Origin of the sequence: Hyphomicrobium sp. NDB2Meth4, from assembly GCF_900117445.1 — a bacterium.
Taxonomy (GTDB): Bacteria; Pseudomonadota; Alphaproteobacteria; order Rhizobiales; family Hyphomicrobiaceae; genus Hyphomicrobium_A.
On sequence record NZ_FPEJ01000001.1, the window covers coordinates 1,062,287 to 1,081,184 of the forward strand.

The following is an 18,898-nucleotide window of genomic DNA, read 5'->3' on the forward strand; positions in this document are numbered from 1 at the left end:
TATTGGTGTGCCCGCAGTTTATGCGGCAGCCATCGCCTGGCTGTCCACGAGGCGCACGATATCGGCCATGATGTCGTTCAGCTGGAAGTTCTTCGGCGTGTAGATCGCGGCGACGCCGAACGCTTTCAGCTTCACCTCGTCTTCCGGCGGAATGATACCGCCGACGACCACCGGAACGTCCGTTAGCCCTTCCTTGCGCAGACGCTCCATCACTTCCTGCACCAGCGGCACGTGGCTGCCGGACAGGATCGACAGGCCGATCACGTGCGCGCTTTCGTCCACCGCCGCGCGCACGATCTGCGCCGGGGTCAGGCGGATGCCTTCGTAGACGACTTCCATGCCGACGTCGCGCGCACGCACGGCGATCTGTTCGGCGCCGTTCGAGTGGCCATCGAGGCCCGGCTTGCCGACCAGGAATTTCAGTCGCCGACCGAGCTTGTTCGAAAGATCGTCGACCGAAGCACGCACGCTGTTGAGCTCCAGCCCTTCGCGCGCAACCGCAGCCTGCGCCACGCCCGTCGGCGCCCGGTATTCGCCGAACACGCGCCGCAGCGTCGTTCCCCATTCGCCGGTGGTAACGCCCGCGCGCGCAGCCGCGATGGAGGATTCCATGATGTTGCGGCCTTCTTTTGCCGCCCGCTCCACCTCGGCAAGCGCGGCCTTGACCGCCTTGTCGTCGCGCGATGCGCGCCAAGCTTTGAGACGCTCGATCTGCTCCGCTTCGACGGCCGGATCGACGACCATGATCGCGCCTTCGCCCGCCGTCAGCGGAGAGGGCTCGGTCTCGGTCCACTTGTTGACGCCGACGACGATCTGCTGGCCGCTCTCGATGGCGGCAAGGCGCGACGTGTTGCTCTCGACCAGCCGCCGCTTCATGTAGTCGATGGACGCCACAGCGCCGCCGAGCGATTCGATGGTAGCGAGCTCTGCCTTGGCCTGCTCTTTCAGCTCTTCGACCTTGCGGCTCATCTCGACCGATCCATCGAAGATGTCGCCGTATTCGAGCAGGTCGGTCTCGTACGCCACGATCTGCTGCATCCGCAGCGACCACTGCTGATCCCACGGGCGCGGCAGGCCCAGGGCCTCGTTCCACGCCGGAAGCTGCACCGCGCGAGCGCGCGCCTTCTTCGACAGCGTCACCGCCAGCATCTCGATCAGGATGCGGTAAACGTTGTTTTCTGGCTGCGGCTCGGTGAGGCCCAAGCTGTTGACCTGCACGCCATAGCGGAACATCCGCTCCTTGGGGTTCGTCACGCCGTAACGGTTGAGCGTGATCTCCTCCCAGAGCTCATTGAACGCGCGCATCTTGCAGATCTCGGTGACGAACCGCATGCCTGCGTTGACGAAAAACGATACGCGACCCACCACCTGGCCGAACTTCTCAGCCGGCACCTCGCCCGACGCCTTTACGGTATCGAGCACGGCGAGCGCCGTCGCCAGCGCGTAAGCCAGCTCCTGCACCGGCGTCGCGCCCGCTTCCTGCAAGTGGTACGAGCAGACGTTGGTGGGATTCCACTTCGGCACGTTCTGGTACGAGAAGACGATCGTATCCTTGATCAGCCGCAGCGAAGGCTCGGGCGGGAACACGTAGGTCCCGCGCGACAGGTATTCCTTGATGATGTCGTTCTGGATCGTGCCGGTGAGCTTGTCGCGCGAAGCGCCCTGCTCGTCCGCGAATGCCACGTACAGCGACAGCAGCCACGCAGCCGTGGCGTTGATCGTCATCGACGTGTTCATCTGGTCGAGCGGAATGCCGTCCAGCAGTGTGCGCATGTCGCCGATGTGAGACACCGGCACGCCCACCTTGCCGACCTCGCCGCGGGCGAGCTCGTCGTCGCTGTCATAGCCGGTCTGCGTAGGCAGGTCGAAGGCGATGGAAAGGCCCGTCTGCCCCTTGGTAAGGTTCTTCCGGTAAAGCTCGTTCGACTTGGCGGCTGTCGAGTGACCTGCGTACGTACGGAATAACCAGGGCTTGTCGGGCGTCCGGCTCTCGGACCCGCTCTTGCCTTCGCGCATTCGTAAACCTCGGTTGGGTTCGGGTGTTGCCGTAAAGTACCCTTAACCGCCGACGCAATGCAAAACTATCTTTGCCGCAATGCGGCCGGCGGACTAGAGCCGCCGTGGCTCGCGCGAGAATGCCGGTTTCGGCTTGATGTCATGCCTGAAGCGGTGGTGGTCGACGCGCAAACGGGCGATGACCGCGGTAAAGCGCATTACGATCAAAAGTGCAAATAGCGCGATGATGATGCCCATGGTGCAGGCGATGACGACGTTCGTCTCGCGATCGGATGTCGGGTAGAATCCAGTAACTTCAAAGACGTAGTTGGTGACGAGAGCGCCGAGGATGAAGCCCGGCACGAATACCAGCGCCAGCATTGTGCGTGAAAGCACGTGCAAGGTGAGCACCCCTGCCCATCCCGAAAGGAGGGCCACCACGACCAGCGTGTAGGTGTCGACGGTAATAGCCCTGTGCAGAAAATCGACCATGCCGCCCAGTTCCGCCGTTGTGCGCCGCGAGCGTTCAACACGCCCTCCCCCATTGGGGGCTAAAGACCGCTTCTAGAAGCAATTTTCCTAAAGGCTGGTTGACACGAACGCATAGCGGCGGCACAGCCTCTTCATTGCAGCGCGAAATCGTGCTTGAAACGCCTCCAGACAACTGCGGCGATGGCGCCGCAATCCACCAGCCGCGGCCTCAGGGCCGGCATTTCCATCACGGGAGCCAAGAATGACGAGCCAAAGCGCCGCCAGGACTGAGGTTGCGGGCGCCGGAACTGCCGAAAAGAAAGACCTCTACGAAATCGGCGAGATTCCGCCGCTCGGACACGTCCCCAAGAACATGTACGCCTGGGCTATCCGCAAGGAGCGCCACGGCGAGCCGGATACGGCGATGCAGGTCGAGGTACTTCCCACCTGGGAACTCGACAGCCACGATGTGCTCGTCCTGGTGATGGCCGCTGGCGTTAACTATAACGGCATTTGGGCCTCGCTCGGCAAGCCGATCTCGCCGCTCGACGGCCACAAGAACCCCTATCATATCGCCGGTTCCGATGCCTCGGGCATCGTCTGGGCGGTCGGCTCCAAGGTGAAGCGCTGGAAGGTGGGCGACGAGGTCGTCATTCACTGTAACCAGGACGACGGCGACGACGAGGAGTGCAACGGCGGCGACCCGATGTTCTCGCCCAGCCAGCGCATCTGGGGTTACGAGACGCCGGATGGCTCCTTCGCCCAGTTCTGCCGCGTCCAGGATCGCCAGCTTCTGGAGCGCCCGCGCCACCTCACCTGGGAAGAGAGCGCCTGCTACACCCTCACTCTTGCCACGGCCTATCGCATGCTGTTTGGCCACCGTCCGCACGTGCTGCGTCCGGGCCATAACGTGCTCGTTTGGGGCGCTTCGGGAGGCCTTGGCTCGTTCGCGGTGCAGCTGTGCGCCACGTCCGGCGCCAACGCCATTGGCGTTGTCTCCGAAGACGACAAGCGCGATTTCGTGATGCAGCTTGGCGCTCGCGGCGTCATCAACCGCAAGAACTTCCAATGCTGGGGTGAGCTGCCTAAGGTCGGCACGCCCGAGTACGACGAGTGGTTCAAGAACGCGCGCAAATTCGGCGCCGCGATCTGGGAAATCTCCGGCAAGGGCAACAACGTAGATAGCGTCTTCGAGCATCCGGGACAGTCAACCTTCCCGGTCTCGGTATTCGTCGTGAAGCGCGGCGGCATGGTGGTCATCTGCGCCGGCACCACCGGCTACAACCTCACCATGGATGCGCGCTATCTCTGGATGCATCAGAAGCGCGTGCAGGGTTCGCACTTCGCCAACCTCATGCAGGCTTCGCAGGCGAACAAGCTCGTCGTCGAGCGCCGCATCGATCCGTGCATGTCTGAGGTCTTCCCGTGGGAGCAGATCCCCAAAGCTCACATGCGCATGATGCGCAATGAGCATAAGCCCGGCAACATGTCCGTGCTCGTGTCTGCGCCGACGACGGGCCTGCGCACGTTCGAGGACGTCCTCGAAGCCAGCCAGCGCCTGCACAACAAGTAGAACGTGGAGATGCCATCCCGGTCCTCCGGGATGGCATCGATCCTATCAACGGCCTGCTGATTTGATTAGCGGATCCGCGACGACATCGGCGCAGCCACCGTGTCGAGCCCCATGCCACTCATGCGCTTGAACTCATAAATCCCTCGATTGAGCTCAGCACCCAGAATGACGATCACTGCCGTCATCTGGAAAAAGATCATTGCCACCATCAGCTGCGACAGGCCGGCATAGAACCGCGTGTAGTCGCTGAAGTTGAGGTAGTAAGAGTAAAGGCTCGCCAGCGTCAGCCACAGCACGGTGGAAACCAGCACGCCCGGCCACACATCCTTGATGCGCCGCTTTCCTGCCGCCAGCCAAAGATGGAACGCGAGAAGCTGCGCCCCGATCACCGCGGCTGCCGAGGCATAGCGCAGCGCCGCCCCCATCCAGGTCGAGCGCATCAGCGTGAAGGTATTCGTCAAGGACGGGTCGAGCCGTGTTGCCAGCGCTGGGCCGACGACCACCACCCACGTCAGCACCAGCATCGAAACAGCACTGACGAAGACAAACATCATGCTGCGCGCCAGGCAGTAGAGATACGGCCGCTTCTCCACCACCCGGTATGCCCCGTTGAGCGCCGTGCGCAGCGTCTCGATGGCGTTGGTCGCGAAGAAGAGCGACAGGCCCGCGCTGACCGTCAGAAGATCGATGCGCGTGCGCCCCATGATCGCCTCGACCTGAGGCGCAAGTCCGGCCGCTACGCCTTGAGGCAGGATCTCGAACAGCTGGTTCACGGCCTGCGCAGCAAGATCGCGGCCCCCGAACAGGCCAGATACGGCGCCGAGAAAAATGCAGAACGGGAACAGCGAGACGACGAACGAGAACGCCACCGCGCCGGCCATGGCAAAGCCGCTATGCTCATAGAGGCGGTAGATTGCCTCGAGCAACGTGCGGTAGCGCTGCATTCCCTTCTCCCGTAGCCCGACACGATTGGTGGCGGACCCTACCCGCGCATGCTCCCTGGGTCTATGCCGGCAATGCCGCGCCCGCGCTACGAAATTCGCTGCAAAGCCGATACTGGCCCGCATAGACGCCGCCGCCCGCTTTTCCTAGAATGTACTGGTATCCAACAAAGCTGCGGAGGAACGGGTGGCCGCGGGAGACAGAACAGGGGGCACCGCTGGCCCCCACGCAGGATATCGGCCGACGCGTCCCGCGCGAATGGCCGCACCGGGCGGCGAGCCGCCGCCTATCCCTCCCGCATCGAGCTCCGAGCACGGCTTTGGAGCCGATGAGGAAGCCGGCCTGCGTATGCTCGCCGCTCTTCAGACCCTCACCAGCCTCGAGCCCGACTACTCCGACGACCTTGCCGCCGAGGCGTCTGTCACCATCATCGAGACCGCCGGCAATGTCGTTTTTGACGATCCGGGCGCTGGCAATTCCGCCGATCCGCGTCCGCTACGACATTTGATCGAAGAACGCCGCGATCCGCAGCTTCTGCTCAACGGCTATGAGACCTTTCTCGGCCACGGAGACGAGGCTATCGTCGAGATCGTCGAGATCTCCGACCCGCAGGAAGCGCCGGAAAAGGGGCCCGAGCGGCCCATTTCGATGCAGCCGGCATCGCTGGTTGAGCGGCTGGCCGCTGCGACTGGCCGGGGCGGCCGGTTCTTCAAGGCTCTGTCGGGCGCTTGACAGCCCGCGGCACAAAATGCACGTGCCTGCGGCACGAATTGCCTTGACGAGCGGGTGCATTATTCTGCAACGCAGCACCAGTTTGGCGCCATCCCCGGCGCCCCCTCAACGAATTTCCCAGGAGGAAGACGATGTCGACCGCGGTTAAGACGGCCGAGCAGGATATTCTTTCAGCCGGCCCAGCGGCGCTGCTTGAACGCGCCGATCGCGCGGTCGCATCTGCCGATAAGGTGCTTCAGTCTGCCAAGACGGGTGTGCGCGCCATCGTCGAGGCTGCTGGCGGCGTCGACAACGCCCAGCACGCCGCGCATGGCCTTGCCTGGCTGGCGACGGCTGTCGAAGGCCTGCGCCAGATGCACGACTGGGGCGTGCGTCTTTCCGCCGAAGGCCGCTTCGGCGAATTCGAGCAACTGATCCTCGCTGCCGCCTTCGCCGAATACCTCGCCCAGATCGCTGGTGGCTTGCCGATGAGCCAGCTCGAGCTGATCCGCCCTGAGCACCTCGGTGTCTCCAAAGCCGAGATCCGCCGGTACGAGGACGAGGTGGCGGACATGATCACCGCGGGCTCGACCCAGGACGTCAAGAAGCGCCTCGCCGACCTCATCGCCGCCCAGCCCAACGCTGCGACGTTCGGCGACCCCGGCCTCGACGAGACCCACGCCGCCATTTTCGATCAGATGCACACCTTCGCCGCCGAGGAGGTCATTCCGCACGCGCACGAGTGGCATCTTGCCAACGCTTACATTCCGCTCGAAGTGATCCAGAAGGTTGCAGACCTCGGCGTGTTTGGCCTGACGATGCCGGAAGAGTTCGGCGGCCTCGGCCTCGGCAAGGAGAGCATGTGCATCGTCTCCGAGGAGCTTTCGCGCGGCTACATCGGTGTCGGCTCGCTCGGCACCCGCGCCGAGATCGCCGGCGAACTCATCCTCAACAACGGCACCGACGAGCAGAAGCAGAAGTATCTGCCGAAGATCGCCTCAGGCGAGATACTGCCGACTGCCGTGTTCACAGAGCCCAACACCGGCTCCGACCTCGCTTCGCTCAAAACGCGTGCAGTGAAGGAAGGCGACACCTACAAGGTCACCGGCCAGAAGACGTGGATCACGCATCCCGTCCGCGCCGACCTGATGACGCTGCTCGTGCGCACCAATCCCAACGAGGCCGGCTACAAGGGCCTCTCCATGCTGCTCGCTGAAAAGCCGCGCGGCACAGACGAGAACCCGTTCCCTGCCGAAGGCATGACGGGCGGCGAGATCGAGGTGCTCGGCTACCGCGGCATGAAGGAGTTCGACATCTCCTTCGACGCTTTCGAGGTGCCGGCTGACCAGCTCCTCGGTGGCACCGAGGGCCAGGGCTTCAAACAGCTCATGAATACCTTCGAGGCCGCCCGCATTCAGACTGCGGCACGTGCGGTTGGCGTCGCTCAGGCGGCGATGGACCTTGGCCTCAAGTATGCGCTGGAGCGCAATCAGTTCGGCAAGCCGATCTATTCGTTCCCGCGCATCTATAACAAGGTCGTCATGATGGCGGTCGAGACGATGGTCGCGCGCCAGCTCACCTACTTCTCGGCTCGCCAGAAGGATCAGGGCCTGCGCTGCGACCTCGAAGCCGGCATGGCGAAGTTGCTCGGTGCCCGCGTCGCCTGGGCCAACGCCGACAACGCGCTGCAGATTCATGGCGGCAACGGCTTCGCGCTCGAATACCCGATCAGCCGCGTGCTGTGTGACTCGCGCATCCTCAACATCTTCGAGGGTGCCGCCGAGATTCAGGCGCAGGTCATCGCCCGCCGCCTGCTCGAGAGCGCCAACTGACAGCGCTTACGCTTCGCCACTTCAGTGCCCCGGCCCTAGCGCCGGGGCGTTTTGTTTTCAGCAATTGAAGTGCCTTTTCATGAACTTTTAAGCGAGCAAGCGAATGCCGCAGATGAGGCAATGCTCGCGTTAACCAGCCTTGACTACTCTGTCGGCTGAATTGTGATCGCAGCCCCGCGCCCGCTCTCGGGGCGCGCTGGGAATTGCATCCATTGGATATGACGAACATGTCGATTTGGAAATCAGAGCAGTCCCAGTCACCCATGTCCGACAGCGCACCGCAAGCCCCAGCTTCGCAGTCAGCGGACGCCGTCAATCGACTGAAGAAGATCGATGACGATCTGCGCGAGGTGCTTCTGCGCAAGCACAATGAAGAGCCGGCCAAGAGTATCGGCCTGCGCCAAAAGTTAAAGGATTTCACCGGCCGCAAAGGAGCCAAGTCGCTCATCGCAATTCTCGTTGCTCTGGCGCTGGGCTGGATTCCGCTGCAGCGCCTTTTGGCAACCACCAGCGCCGAAGCGACCGTCAATGCGCGCCTTATCAACGTGCGCGCCCCGATTGACGGAGAAGTATCGCTGATCGCCCCGACGATCTCCATCGGCACCGAGGTCGAAGCCGGCGAGAAGCTGCTGCACATCACGAACATTCGCGCCGATCGCGGCCGCCTCGACGACCTGCGCCGCACGATCAACGCGCTGACCACCGACATGCACGCATCCGAGAAGCGCGTCGCTCAGCTCAAGGGTATCGAAGCCAACCTCGTCGAGCAGCGCAATGCCTTCCAGGAAGGCCGTATCAAGCAGCTCGAAGCGCGCGCATCCGAGCTCGAAGTGCAGGTGTCGAGCGCAGAGGCGATGCACGAGGACGCTCGGCAGGCGATGGAGCGCGCCAAGAAGCTCAACGTGACTGGCTCGCAGACCATCGCAACGTTGCTTCACGCCGAGCGCGACTTCAAAACATCGCAGCTCGCCATTGAGGCCGCCAAGATCCGCATCGAGGGCAACAAGATCGAGCTCGAGGCCGCGAAGAAGGGCCTCTTTGTCGGCGACAGCTACAACGACCTGCCGCGCTCCGCGCAGCGCCTGGACGAGATCCGCCAGCAGATTCTCGATGCTTCCGCGCGGGTCGAGGAAAACAAGGGGCGCCTCACCTATCTCGAACAAGAACTGGCGACAGAATCCGAGCTGTTCTCGTCGCACTCGACTTCGGACATTGCCGCGCCCGTACGTGGCCGCATCTGGGATACTTTGACCGCCCGAGGCGAGGAAGTGCGCACCGGACAGGATCTGTTACGCATTCTCGATTGTGCCGGCGCTGTCGTCACCGCCACCGTTTCGGAATCCGTCTACAACAAGCTCTGGGTGGGCCAGCCCGCTCAATTCCGCCTGCGCGGCGAACGCAAGGACTACTCCGGCCGCGTCGTAGGCCTGACAGGTCTCACCGCGGCCGGTTCGAACTTCGCCATCGAGCAGACCGCGCTGACGCGCGAGCCGTACCACGTGACGATCGCCGTTCCAGCTCTCGCCGAACGCCAGGAATGCGAAGTGGGCCGCACCGGTCAGGTAACTTTCGACACCTCTGCCAGCGCCGAACGCGGAACCAATATCAAGACCGCCGACACCACCGCACGCCGGAGCTGATCCCATGCCGGTTGCGTCGGGCATGACTTACTGGGAGGCGGTGCTACCCGGATTGGTGCTGGGGCTCCTTGCCGCCGGTCTGTTGCCTTGGCTCAACCGCAGCAACACGCTCGTCCGCACGATTGCGATCACCGTCGGGCTCGCTCTCGCCTGGCGCTACATGACCTGGCGCATCACCAGCACGTTGCCGCCGATAGGCCTGACGTGGGACTTCGCGTTCGGAGCAGGTTTCACGCTGATCGAGCTGCTCTCGATGATCGGCGCCTCGATCGCAATGCTCTTCCTGACGCGGACGATCAATCGGACACCGCAAGCCGAAGCCAACCTGCCTTGGCTCACCTCGCTGCCCGAGCCGCCGCTCGTCGACGTGCTGATCTGCACGTATAACGAGGAAAAGGCGATCCTCGAGCGCACCATCATCGGCGCTCTCGGCCTCGACTATCCGCGTTATCGGCTCTGGGTATGCGATGACGGACGCCGCGAGTGGCTGAAGCAGCTTTGCGAACAGCATTCCTGCGGATACATCACCCGCCCGGACAATCGCCACGCCAAAGCCGGCAACATCAACAACGCGCTGCTTCACCTTTCGGAGTTGGCAGAACAGCCGGACTTCATCGCCATCCTCGATGCCGACTTCGTCCCGAAGGCGCAGTTCCTCAACCGCACGCTGGCGCTCACGCGCGACGATGACATCGGCGTCGTTCAGACACCGCAGCACTTCTTCAATCCAGATCCGATCCAGAACAACCTCTCGCTCGCGCGTGTTTGGCCCGACGAGCAGCGCTTCTTCTTCGATGTCGTAATGGCCTCGAAGGATGCCTGGGGTGGCGCGTTCTGCTGCGGCACATCTTCGATACTGCGCTTCGAGCCCCTGATGCGTATCGGTGGCTTCCCGACTGACTCCGTCACCGAAGATTATCTCGTCTCTCTGCGCCTCAGCGAAATCGGCTATCGCACCATTTACCTCAACGAGCCGCTTTCACTCGGCCTCGCACCGGAAGGCCTGAAGGAGTATGTCTCGCAGCGCAGCCGCTGGGCGCTCGGTTTTATGCAAATCTGCCGCGGTCCGAGCGGCCCCTTCAGCACCAGCGTGTCGACGCCATTCATTCAGCGTCTGATGCTTGTCGACACCTTCCTGCATTGGTCTGCAACGCACGCCTTCCGGCTTTCGGCTCTGGTCATTCCCGCGGTCTATCTCCTGTTCAACATCCAGGCGGTCTATGCGGCAGTTCCCGATGCCGTATCGCACCTGTTCCCGTTCCTCGTTGTCCAGACGGCCGTGATCGCATGGCTCACCAAAGGGCGCGTGCTGCCGATCATGAACGATCTCAGCCAGCTCCTCGTCGCCAACGACATCGCCAAGTCCGTGCTCGTAGGTCTGTTCAAGCCGCAGGGCCATAAGTTTGAGGTCACGGCAAAAGGCGGCGATCGCAGCAAGGGCTTCGTGCAGTGGAAGATGCTGCGCATGTTCCTCGCCTATCTGATCATCACGGTGGGCGGGGTGATCTGGGCATTCGGGTTCGACGATTCACGCTCCCTCACCGATGCCAGTGCCATCGCGCTCTTCTGGAGCTGGTACAATATCGTCATCCTGACGCTCGCGTGCTTCGTCTGTTTCGAAACTTCGCAGCAGCGCCAGGGCGATCGCTTCAGCGGATCGGGCTGGGCCATGGTTCTGGCAGGCGCCGACAAGGCGATGTTGCCCATCGCTGATATCTCGGTCAGCGGCATGCGTCTCTATGGCACCGCGCCAGGTGCGGTCGGCAGCGACGTTGAGATCGCTTTCGACGGCATCGAAGTCCAAGCGAAAGTCGCGCGCATCGACGTAGGGGACTTCGCCGTCGAGTTCGCACCCTCACAGGAAATGCATGCCCGCCTCGTCCGGCACATTTACGGTGGCGGCTACGGCACCAGCTCTGTCGACATAGAGCCAGCGAAGGTCGCCAGCGCCATCCTCAACCGCGTCCTGCGTTAGTCGGCACGGTGGCTGCCTAAGAAGCGGTCAAGTCGCCCCGCGCTTGCCGATATGTTTCTGCCGCCGAATAGTCATTAAGCCATCTTTGACTTGATATTCCCGCGCAACCGTCCGAGCAATAGGCCTCGTACGACGGCAGGGTTCATCCACAGCACAGCGGGCGCGGCATGGCACAATCGATCGTCGAGGCGCGGCACTCCCAGGCATTCCCGGTGTTGCTACCGGAAGAAATCGAGCGCGTCAGGCGCTTCGGCCAGCCGCGATCGTTCGCAGCCGGAGAACACCTCGCCAGCGTCGGAGAGCACGCGCCAGGTGTGATGCTCATTCTGTCCGGCAAGGTCGATGTGTTCCAATCCAAGGGCGAGCGCCGCACCTTGATCGTCACGCATGAGCCCGGCGGCTTCATGGGAGAGCTGGCACAGCTCGGCGGACGCCCGGCGCTCATCGACGCCATCGCCAGCGAACCGGTTGACGTCCTCGTCATTCCCGTTGCGGAGCTGCGCTCATTGCTCATCGCCGAGGCCGAGCTCGGCGAACGTATCATGCGCGCGCTGATCTTGCGGCGCATCGGGCTTCTCGAAACGGGAGCCGGCGGCCCGATCATCGTCGGCAGTGCGGAAAATGGCGACGTGCTGCGCCTCGAAGGCTTCCTCACTCGCAACGGCCACCCGCATCAGCGCCTCGATCCCGAGAGCGACCCCTGCGGCCGAGTTCTCGTCGAGAAGTTCGAGGTCTCACTCCAGAACTTGCCGATCGTCCTCTGCCCCAATGGCAGGCTTCTTCACAATCCGTCCGAGACCGAGCTGGCGCGCTGCATCGGGCTCATCTCGCCGCTCGACCCCGATGAGGTTCATGACGTCGCCATCGTCGGTGCCGGCCCCGCCGGCCTCGCGACGGCCGTCTATGCAGCCTCCGAGGGATTGTCCGTGCTCGTGCTCGACTGCCGCGCTTTCGGAGGGCAGGCCGGCGCCTCGGCCCGCATCGAGAACTATCTCGGTTTCCCCACCGGGATCACCGGAATGGCGCTGATGGCTCGCGCCTATAATCAGGCGCTGAAGTTCGGCGCCGACATGGTCATCCCCTGCGAAGCAAAGCATCTCGAACCGCGCAACGCCTCCTGCGGCGCCTTCGTGCTCCAGCTTGGGGACGCGGGCAAAGTGCGCGCACGATCGGTCGTGTTGGCCAGCGGAGTTCGCTATCGCCGGCTCGACGTTCCCAACCTGTCCGACTTCGAGATGACCAGCATCCACTACTGGGCGTCACCCCTGGAGGCCAATCTGTGTGCGAAGCAGGAAGTGGCACTGGTCGGTGCCGGAAACTCGGCAGGACAGGCAGTTGTCTATCTCGCCAGCCGCGCCAAGAAGGTCTGGCTCCTGGCCCGCGGTGGAGACTTGGACGCGAGCATGTCGCGCTACCTGGTCGATCGCATCCGCGGGCTCCCCAACGTCGAGGTGCTGCTCAACACCGAGGTGACAGCCCTCGATGGGAGCGACGGGCGTCTTGAAACCGTTCGTTGGCGCAAGCGCAGCGGCGAGGAAGAGCAGCACGACATCCGCCATCTGTTCCTTTTCATCGGCGCTGATCCCAACACCGACTGGCTGCACAATTCAGGCGTCGCTCTGGATGGTAAAGGCTTCGTGCTGACGGGCGCGCAACTCCCTGATGGCAACGGCAAGCTTTTGGAAACCAGCCGGCCCGGGATTTTCGCCATCGGCGATGTGCGTTCGGGATCCGTAAAGCGCGTTGCCGCTTCCGTAGGCGAGGGTGCCCAGGTCGTCGCCGCGCTGCACGCTTATCTTGCCGAAGAGCCGGTGTCGGCCAAAGTCGCCTAGCGCTGGTTGAAGCCGGCGTGCGCACGTCAATCCGCTTGCAGCCCGACGCGGCCGGTGCAATCAATTGGCAATGACAAAGGCATCTCACCCCCGCGTCGTCTCGCTCATCGCGAGCTCAACCGAGATTTTGAACGCGCTTGGCGCCGGAGATTTGCAGGTCGCCCGTTCTCACGAGTGCGACTATCCCCCATCGGTCCTCAACCTGCCTGCGGTCACACGCCCGAAGTTCGACGTCAGCGGCTCCAGCTCCGAAATCGACCAGCGCGTGCGCTCACTCGTAGAGCGCGGCTTGTCCGTCTACGAGGTCGATGCCGAAGCGCTCGAAGCCCTCAAGCCCGATGTCATCCTCACGCAGGATCAGTGTCAGGTGTGCGCCGTCTCTCTCGCAGACGTCGAACGCGCCGTGTGTGAGTTCGTGCACAGCCGTCCGCGCGTCGTCTCCATGCACCCGCACACCATGGCCGACATATTCCGCGACATTCATCGCGTGGCCGACGCCATTGGACGCCCTGACGCGGGCGACAAGCTGATCGCCTCGATGAAGCGCCGCCTCGCGGCTGTTTCAGCGCTCGTTATGGGGTTGCCGAGAAAGCGGCTTGCGTTCATCGAGTGGGTCGATCCGCCGATGTCTGGCGGCCATTGGATGCCCGAGCTGATCAGCACCGCTGGCGGCATCAGCTTGTTCGGCGTCACTGGTGAGTCATCGCCCTGGATTACCTGGAAGGATGTCGCTGCCGCCGATCCCGACGTCATCGTCGTAGCGCCCTGCGGTTACGACATCGACGTGACGCGACGCGAGGTCCGCCCTCTCGTGCATTATGAGGTCTGGCAAAACCTGCGCGCGGTGCGCGACGGCCAAGTCTACCTCGCCGACGGCAACGCTTATTTCAATCGCCCTGGCCCTCGCCTCATCGACAGCGCGGAGATATTGGCCGAGATCATGCACCCCGATGCATGCAACTACGGGCTGCGCGGCAAGGCCTATGTCGAGTACGAGATGATCCCTCCCGGCGTCATCACCACGAAGGCAGGCTAGACGGCGCGCTCCATTCAGATGTTTTCGTTCATCCGCCGAAGTCGCTTGGACAGCCGTCGCATCAGGCTGAGCGCAAACGACGGCGTACGCTCGATCAGATAGTTGAAAGCCGCCTCGCCGATCACTGCCAACTCTGTCGGCTCGCGTGCAATGGCCGTAGCCCCGCGCGGCGCCCCATCGATCAGCGAAAGCTCGCCGAAAGTCTCTCCGGGCCGCACCGTTTCCAGCACTTCTCCTGACGACATGATGCTGACGGAGCCCGTCCGCACCACGTACATCGTGCAGCCCTCGTCACCCTCGACGAAAATGCGCTCGCCGGCCTCGAACCGCTCCAGCGGGTAGCCGGCGCGCACTAATCCTTCAAAATCAAAGCCATCGCTCGCCATATGCACCACCGAGGGAGGCTATTGGAAAACCCGAGCCTATGCCGCGGCCGCCGCCCCGGCAACCCGGACCGCAGCTCTATTCCGCGTGGCGCGGCCGTTACGCGTCGCTGCCCCTGGCGCATCCGAAGCGCGATCTACGGGACAAGCGCGCGATTTTCCTATATCGGCCTATACAAGCTGTTGCGAAACGGGGGACAGGGACATGGCAGCGACGAGGCCGGCATCGACCTCTGGATTCGGGCGTGCACTCGACTATCTGCTCGGGCGCAACACGCTCATCGGCATAGCCTCGATGATGCTGCTGCTGATCTCCGGCTTCGCCACCTGGCACGGCATGCGCGATTTCATCATCGGCGTGTCGACCTCCCCGGCTGGCAATTCGCAGGAGCTGCCGGGCGGGCTCTCGTTCTCCAACGACTTCCTTGTCATTATCGTCGTCTTTGCGCTGACCTTCCTGATGTGGCTGGCGCTGCGCGAGTCATTCGGTGTCGGCCGCCGTCTCTCCGACCGCATCGTCACCTTCCCGCTCTATGTGTTCCTCGCCATCTGGTCGATCGGCTTCGGCTACGGGTTCTGGTGGAGCCTCATCGCTGGCGAGGAAGCAACGCGCACTGGCCTCGCTGGCTTGCAGCAGGACGCTGGCGACGCGGCGAGCGCCGTCGCGGCCAGGCTCGATGCCGTGAAGGTCGGCCTCGACAGCGTCGTCACCTGGTCGCAAACACAGATGACGCGCGAGGAAACCAGCGGTGGCTCGTGCGGCACCTCATCGGGAGCTGGGCGCGGCCCGCTCTATAACGCTCGCGTTGCCGTACGCGATCAGATCGCCTCGCTGCGCGACGGCGTAGAGAATTCCTGGATCAAGCCTGTCCAGGACGACATCGGGGCCCTTCAGCAGAGCGTCGCCTCGCTCCAGGGCAATACGGTCGCCGAACGTCAGGCCAGCTTCAACGCCATGGCAACGCGCATCCGCTCGCGTGCGCGCGACATCGCCGCCCGCTCCAACGAGCTCGGCAAATCGACAGCAACGGAAATGCGCGCCATCGCCGCCGCCGTATCGGTGCCTCCGGGGCAGAGCGGCTTCTCTTGTTACGACCCGACACTGGCGCAGCGTCTCACTCAAGCCGCGGTGCAGGCCGATCAGCCGGCGACGTTGGAGCTGCGCGAAGCCTCGTTCAACGAAGGCCCCGCTGGCGTCGCCAATGCCATCAAGCGGCTGTGGGAGAATATCGGCTCATATCTGTCGAGCCTCATTGGTTACATCACCGGCGCTGCACCGGAGGGCGCGACCAAGAGCGGCGAGCCGATCACCGGCCGCGATATGATTGCGCTGCTCGCAACAATCGGCATCGACCTGGGGCTTCTTGCGCTGGCGATCCTCAATCCACCGCCCGCTGAGAGCCGCCGCCCGCAACCGCAGGTGATCCGTCAGATCCGCGCCGCCGTGAACACGGCCATCGAGCGCGCGCCCGGCGCCACGATGGAGTGGGTGCGCCGGCATTTCATCTATCACAAGCGCAACTCGTACCTTGTCATCCCCAATCTCTATAGCTGCGATCCCAGCAACGAGCAGGAGTGCTCGAAAGCGCTCGCAATGAACCAGCTTGCCGGCGTTCTGGACGATCTCGATCTCGTGCGTTGGCCCCAACGCGCACCCTGGTGGAAGTTCTTCCGCAGCGGTGAGCTCGAACAGCTCAAGGCCGAGGAAGCCGCCGCCAGCGACACCGACCTCAGCGCCATCCGCAAGCAGTGGCTGAAGGATCATCCCAAGGCCGAGGGCGAGAAGACCGAGGAGGATATTGCGTTCGAGAAGGCGCAACCCCTTCGCAACCACGGCCTGTTCTCGAAAGCGGAAAAGGCGCTCACGTTCGCCGGATGGAGCGAGCGCGCTCGCCGCGACATTGAGATCTTCCCGCTTGAGGACGTTGAAGGGCTGACGCCGATCCTCATGGTGCTCGCCGACGACGGCAGCATCGAGAAGGCCGAGGCGGAAGAAGCGCAGGCCGCAGCCAAGAAAAGCTGGTGGCCATTCGGCACGCGCGAGACAAAGACCGCTTAGACACGAAGAAGCACCGCGGGCGTGTTCGCCCGCAGTGCTTGTCGAAAAGCCATTCCTCGACCGTGCGCGCGGTTAGCTCAGCCGCGCCACAGCCAGACCGTCAGCGCGGCGCCGGCCACGGCGAGGAGATACATCAGCAGCGGTGACAGCAGGCCCAAGATCGCCGCGATGTGGAAGCCCATGAACGATCCGGCAATGCCGACGAGCGCGTAAGTCACGTCGCCCGCCCCTGTCGCTGCCGTAACCTGGCGTCCGAGCCAGCCGCGGCCATGCCTGTTCAGGGCAAAGCCAATCGCTGCACCAAAAATGACGAGCAGGAGAAACGTGCCGATAGCACCCATGTGCGCACCTCGTTGAGCCGGAGCGAATCAGACCGGCTAATTCTACGCCGGCTTATCAACTCTCCGAGCACGGCTTGCGTTCCGAGCGAGGTGTGGGCGTCTGTCAGCCAATCAGCGAAAAGGTCAGGATCGCAACGGTCACGACAACGGCCCCGGCAACGAAGCCGGCCAGCAGTGCCTGAAAGAAGGTGGTCGAGTCAGCTTCAGCCTGCGACCAGGCGATCTGGTTGATCGCATCGTCCAGCGCCAGGCGCAGCTCCATTGTCGAGAGGCTGTCGATCGAGCGGTTACGCCAAGTCACCATGGGAGCCAAGCTCCTTCTACGCAAACAACGTTACAGTCACCCCCTCAGCAATGAGCGTGCCAGTAATAAATAGGCCGTCCGAAGAGCATTCTCAATCCGCGCGCCTAGAAGTTCGCGCGATAGAAGTCCTCGCATCCCGCGCTCGACATCACCGGATAAGGCCGCACGTCCTGCACGGTTTGGTTACTGACGAGAACGGTCGTGTAATAGCGGGCATAACGGCCCTCATCGCGCCCGTAGAAATCGCGGCAGTATTGCCAGGCTTCATTGGTCCCGTTCGACCTGACGTAGTCCGGTCCGCCAGCAATAGACACCAGCTCCGCCGTGCCCATGCCCGGCCGGATCATGCTCCAGGCTTCGGCGGGCACGCCGCATCCCGAGAATCCGGTGGCTGAAATAATGACGAAGCACAGTCCCAAAATGGGGCGGCTGATGCGCTTTCCTTCGTGCATCACCTGGGCGAGTGCAGATGCAACGGCAGCGAGCCGGGAGCTTTGCTCCGTTGCCTCGGCGCCGCTCCTCTCCTCGAAGCCAGACAGGACGTGGTAGTCGCGCGCGCTCCACGATTGCGAGGCGCGTGCCTCCTCGATGGTCTGGTGCCACAACGTGGCATCCGCTTTCTCAATGGCCATAGTTGCGCGCCGTGCCTGCAACTTTCCATCCCTGTCCGTCAGCGACCCGAACCAGATGAGGATCGCAACCGGCCCACCGATCATGAGTGCGAACGCGCAGAACACGGCTGCGATGACGCCGGCGCCCAGCGATATGGCGGCATGAACGGCAAGGAGGCCGAGCGCACTTGCGATGATTAGTGCTGATCCCCGTGGCAGCATTCGCCCATCCCGATCGCTGAATGTGTAACCGGTCTAGGATGGTCAGCCTGCGCCAAGCTTGCGCCGCTATTTAATCGCCCGCTTTGCAAAGTCGCCTGCACAACAATAGGTGCAAAGCCGCACCATGCACTCAACGATTTGATTTACAGGACGAATGACGACGCAAGTAAGTTGTTGTTCATAAGTCGAAGGATGACATTCTGATCGCGAGCGATTCGGGGGGCCTCGATGATCATTATTGTCGATGATCGTGAAGAGTTGACGTGTGTAGACACGCTGGGATTCGGTCGCGAGGGCATCTCGACGGAGGGCCTTGCTGCGTGCGATTTCGAGGATTGGGTGAGAACCGCTCCCGAACCGGAGTTGGCCGCCGTCGAAGCCTTTGTGCTCGGTGAATGCAGCGATCGCCGCATCTTTCCAAAGATGATCAAGCAGCGTTCGCGCGCGCCAGTGTTGGCGCTCAACGTCGATCAATCGCTGCAGGAAACACTCGATCTGTTTGCCTCTGGCGTCGACGATGTCATCGGCAACCCGACTCACATCCACGAGATCCTTGCGCGCATCAAGGCGATCAAGCGCCGCGCCGTGGCCGAAGCTGAAGGTGCGGTCAGCGGCGAGATCCGCGTCTTCGGCGATGGCCGCGACCCAGAGGTCGGTGGCGAGCCGCTGCATCTGCCGCGCCGCGAGCGCCGCATCCTCGAATATCTGGTGAGCAACAAGGGCCGCCGCGTCACCAAGAGCCAGATCTTCAATTTCGTCTACGGTCTCTTCTCCGAGGAAATCGACGAGAACGTTATCGAGAGTCACATCAGCAAGCTGCGCAAGCGTCTGCGTCACCGGCTTGGCCACGACCCGATCGACTCGCAGCGCTATCTTGGCTACCGCCTGCTCGACGCGTGAGGGCTCCTCGCAATCGGAAGTCAGGTCCGATCCAGCTTCGCGCAAGCCGCAAATGTTCAAATGCACTGGGC

Annotated in this window: 16 protein-coding genes; 9 read left to right on the top strand and 7 right to left on the bottom strand. The window is 63.0% G+C overall.

The genetic code is table 11. The annotated features are described in order from the left end of the window. Positions 1-18 precede the first annotated feature (18 nt). Both NDB2M4_RS05015 and NDB2M4_RS05020 read right to left on the bottom strand, forming a co-directional pair. Entirely contained in the window at positions 19-2,016 is a 1,998-nt protein-coding gene (locus NDB2M4_RS05015; protein ID WP_072370888.1) for a protein meaA, read from the bottom strand. A 93-nt stretch (positions 2,017-2,109) separates the two neighbouring features. After that, positions 2,110-2,487 (bottom strand): hypothetical protein, encoded by a 378-nt coding sequence (locus NDB2M4_RS05020; protein ID WP_072370891.1) that lies wholly within the window; start codon positions 2,485-2,487, stop codon positions 2,110-2,112. A gap of 241 nt (positions 2,488-2,728) precedes the next feature. On the opposite strand from NDB2M4_RS05020, the gene ccrA reads away from it, so the two are divergent. After that, positions 2,729-4,039 carry a crotonyl-CoA carboxylase/reductase gene (gene ccrA / locus NDB2M4_RS05025; protein ID WP_072370894.1) on the top strand — a complete coding sequence of 437 codons (1,311 nt, stop codon included), beginning with the start codon at positions 2,729-2,731 and terminating at the stop codon, positions 4,037-4,039. A gap of 65 nt (positions 4,040-4,104) precedes the next feature. Here ccrA and NDB2M4_RS05030 read toward each other — a convergent pair whose 3' ends face one another. Beyond that, positions 4,105-4,983, bottom strand: coding sequence for a YihY/virulence factor BrkB family protein (locus tag NDB2M4_RS05030; protein WP_072370897.1), 879 nt, complete (start codon positions 4,981-4,983; stop codon positions 4,105-4,107). A 256-nt stretch (positions 4,984-5,239) separates the two neighbouring features. Between NDB2M4_RS05030 and NDB2M4_RS05035 the strand changes: the two genes are divergently transcribed. The 6 genes from NDB2M4_RS05035 (at position 5,240) to NDB2M4_RS05060 (ending at position 14,007) form a co-directional block, all read left to right on the top strand. Further along, complete coding sequence (locus NDB2M4_RS05035; RefSeq protein ID WP_072370900.1) at positions 5,240-5,713, top strand: hypothetical protein; 474 nt, start codon at positions 5,240-5,242, stop codon at positions 5,711-5,713. Positions 5,714-5,844: 131 nt separating this feature from the next. Beyond that, complete coding sequence (locus NDB2M4_RS05040) at positions 5,845-7,524, top strand: acyl-CoA dehydrogenase family protein (RefSeq protein WP_072370903.1); 1,680 nt, start codon at positions 5,845-5,847, stop codon at positions 7,522-7,524. A gap of 227 nt (positions 7,525-7,751) precedes the next feature. After that, positions 7,752-9,164, top strand: a complete 1,413-nt coding sequence (locus tag NDB2M4_RS05045; protein ID WP_171988026.1) for an HlyD family secretion protein — start codon at positions 7,752-7,754, stop codon at positions 9,162-9,164. A gap of 4 nt (positions 9,165-9,168) precedes the next feature. After that, complete coding sequence (locus NDB2M4_RS05050) at positions 9,169-11,139, top strand: glycosyltransferase (protein ID WP_072370908.1); 1,971 nt, start codon at positions 9,169-9,171, stop codon at positions 11,137-11,139. A gap of 167 nt (positions 11,140-11,306) precedes the next feature. Then, positions 11,307-12,971: an FAD-dependent oxidoreductase gene (locus NDB2M4_RS05055; RefSeq protein WP_072370911.1), complete on the top strand. Its 1,665-nt coding sequence runs from the start codon at positions 11,307-11,309 to the stop codon at positions 12,969-12,971. Positions 12,972-13,041: 70 nt separating this feature from the next. Beyond that, entirely contained in the window at positions 13,042-14,007 is a 966-nt protein-coding gene (locus NDB2M4_RS05060) for a cobalamin-binding protein (protein ID WP_072370914.1), read from the top strand. 14 nt (positions 14,008-14,021) lie between these two features. Here the strand turns inward: NDB2M4_RS05060 and NDB2M4_RS05065 are convergent, their stop codons facing one another. Further along, complete coding sequence (locus NDB2M4_RS05065; RefSeq protein ID WP_072370917.1) at positions 14,022-14,393, bottom strand: Crp/Fnr family transcriptional regulator; 372 nt, start codon at positions 14,391-14,393, stop codon at positions 14,022-14,024. A 202-nt stretch (positions 14,394-14,595) separates the two neighbouring features. Between NDB2M4_RS05065 and NDB2M4_RS05070 the strand changes: the two genes are divergently transcribed. Next, complete coding sequence (locus NDB2M4_RS05070) at positions 14,596-16,449, top strand: hypothetical protein (protein ID WP_072370920.1); 1,854 nt, start codon at positions 14,596-14,598, stop codon at positions 16,447-16,449. Between the two features lie 77 nt (positions 16,450-16,526). Here the strand turns inward: NDB2M4_RS05070 and NDB2M4_RS05075 are convergent, their stop codons facing one another. From NDB2M4_RS05075 to NDB2M4_RS05085, 3 genes are all read right to left on the bottom strand, one after another. Next, the gene (locus NDB2M4_RS05075) at positions 16,527-16,790 is read right to left on the bottom strand and encodes a transglycosylase (RefSeq protein WP_072370922.1); all 264 of its coding nucleotides are present in this window, start codon (positions 16,788-16,790) and stop codon (positions 16,527-16,529) included. A gap of 103 nt (positions 16,791-16,893) precedes the next feature. After that, positions 16,894-17,094, bottom strand: a complete 201-nt coding sequence (locus NDB2M4_RS05080; RefSeq protein ID WP_072370925.1) for a hypothetical protein — start codon at positions 17,092-17,094, stop codon at positions 16,894-16,896. Positions 17,095-17,198: 104 nt separating this feature from the next. Further along, on the bottom strand, positions 17,199-17,927 hold the full coding sequence (locus tag NDB2M4_RS05085; RefSeq protein ID WP_072370928.1) for a hypothetical protein: 729 nt from the start codon (positions 17,925-17,927) through the stop codon (positions 17,199-17,201). Positions 17,928-18,155: 228 nt separating this feature from the next. On the opposite strand from NDB2M4_RS05085, the gene NDB2M4_RS05090 reads away from it, so the two are divergent. Continuing rightward, positions 18,156-18,827 (top strand): response regulator transcription factor, encoded by a 672-nt coding sequence (locus NDB2M4_RS05090; RefSeq protein WP_072370931.1) that lies wholly within the window; start codon positions 18,156-18,158, stop codon positions 18,825-18,827. Positions 18,828-18,898 lie beyond the last annotated feature (71 nt).

Coding starts and splice junctions, on each gene's coding strand:
- NDB2M4_RS05035 (WP_072370900.1), top strand. CDS start 5,240: ATGGCCGCACCGGGCGGCGAGCCGCCGCCTATCCCTCCCGCATCGAGC.
- NDB2M4_RS05090 (WP_072370931.1), top strand. CDS start 18,156: ATGATCATTATTGTCGATGATCGTGAAGAGTTGACGTGTGTAGACACG.
- NDB2M4_RS05015 (WP_072370888.1), bottom strand. CDS start 2,016: ATGCGCGAAGGCAAGAGCGGGTCCGAGAGCCGGACGCCCGACAAGCCC.
- ccrA (WP_072370894.1), top strand. CDS start 2,729: ATGACGAGCCAAAGCGCCGCCAGGACTGAGGTTGCGGGCGCCGGAACT.
- NDB2M4_RS05075 (WP_072370922.1), bottom strand. CDS start 16,790: ATGGGTGCTATCGGCACGTTTCTCCTGCTCGTCATTTTTGGTGCAGCG.
- NDB2M4_RS05065 (WP_072370917.1), bottom strand. CDS start 14,393: ATGGCGAGCGATGGCTTTGATTTTGAAGGATTAGTGCGCGCCGGCTAC.
- NDB2M4_RS05040 (WP_072370903.1), top strand. CDS start 5,845: ATGTCGACCGCGGTTAAGACGGCCGAGCAGGATATTCTTTCAGCCGGC.
- NDB2M4_RS05020 (WP_072370891.1), bottom strand. CDS start 2,487: ATGGTCGATTTTCTGCACAGGGCTATTACCGTCGACACCTACACGCTG.
- NDB2M4_RS05070 (WP_072370920.1), top strand. CDS start 14,596: ATGGCAGCGACGAGGCCGGCATCGACCTCTGGATTCGGGCGTGCACTC.
- NDB2M4_RS05045 (WP_171988026.1), top strand. CDS start 7,752: ATGTCGATTTGGAAATCAGAGCAGTCCCAGTCACCCATGTCCGACAGC.
- NDB2M4_RS05030 (WP_072370897.1), bottom strand. CDS start 4,983: ATGCAGCGCTACCGCACGTTGCTCGAGGCAATCTACCGCCTCTATGAG.
- NDB2M4_RS05080 (WP_072370925.1), bottom strand. CDS start 17,094: ATGGTGACTTGGCGTAACCGCTCGATCGACAGCCTCTCGACAATGGAG.
- NDB2M4_RS05060 (WP_072370914.1), top strand. CDS start 13,042: ATGACAAAGGCATCTCACCCCCGCGTCGTCTCGCTCATCGCGAGCTCA.
- NDB2M4_RS05055 (WP_072370911.1), top strand. CDS start 11,307: ATGGCACAATCGATCGTCGAGGCGCGGCACTCCCAGGCATTCCCGGTG.
- NDB2M4_RS05085 (WP_072370928.1), bottom strand. CDS start 17,927: ATGCTGCCACGGGGATCAGCACTAATCATCGCAAGTGCGCTCGGCCTC.
- NDB2M4_RS05050 (WP_072370908.1), top strand. CDS start 9,169: ATGCCGGTTGCGTCGGGCATGACTTACTGGGAGGCGGTGCTACCCGGA.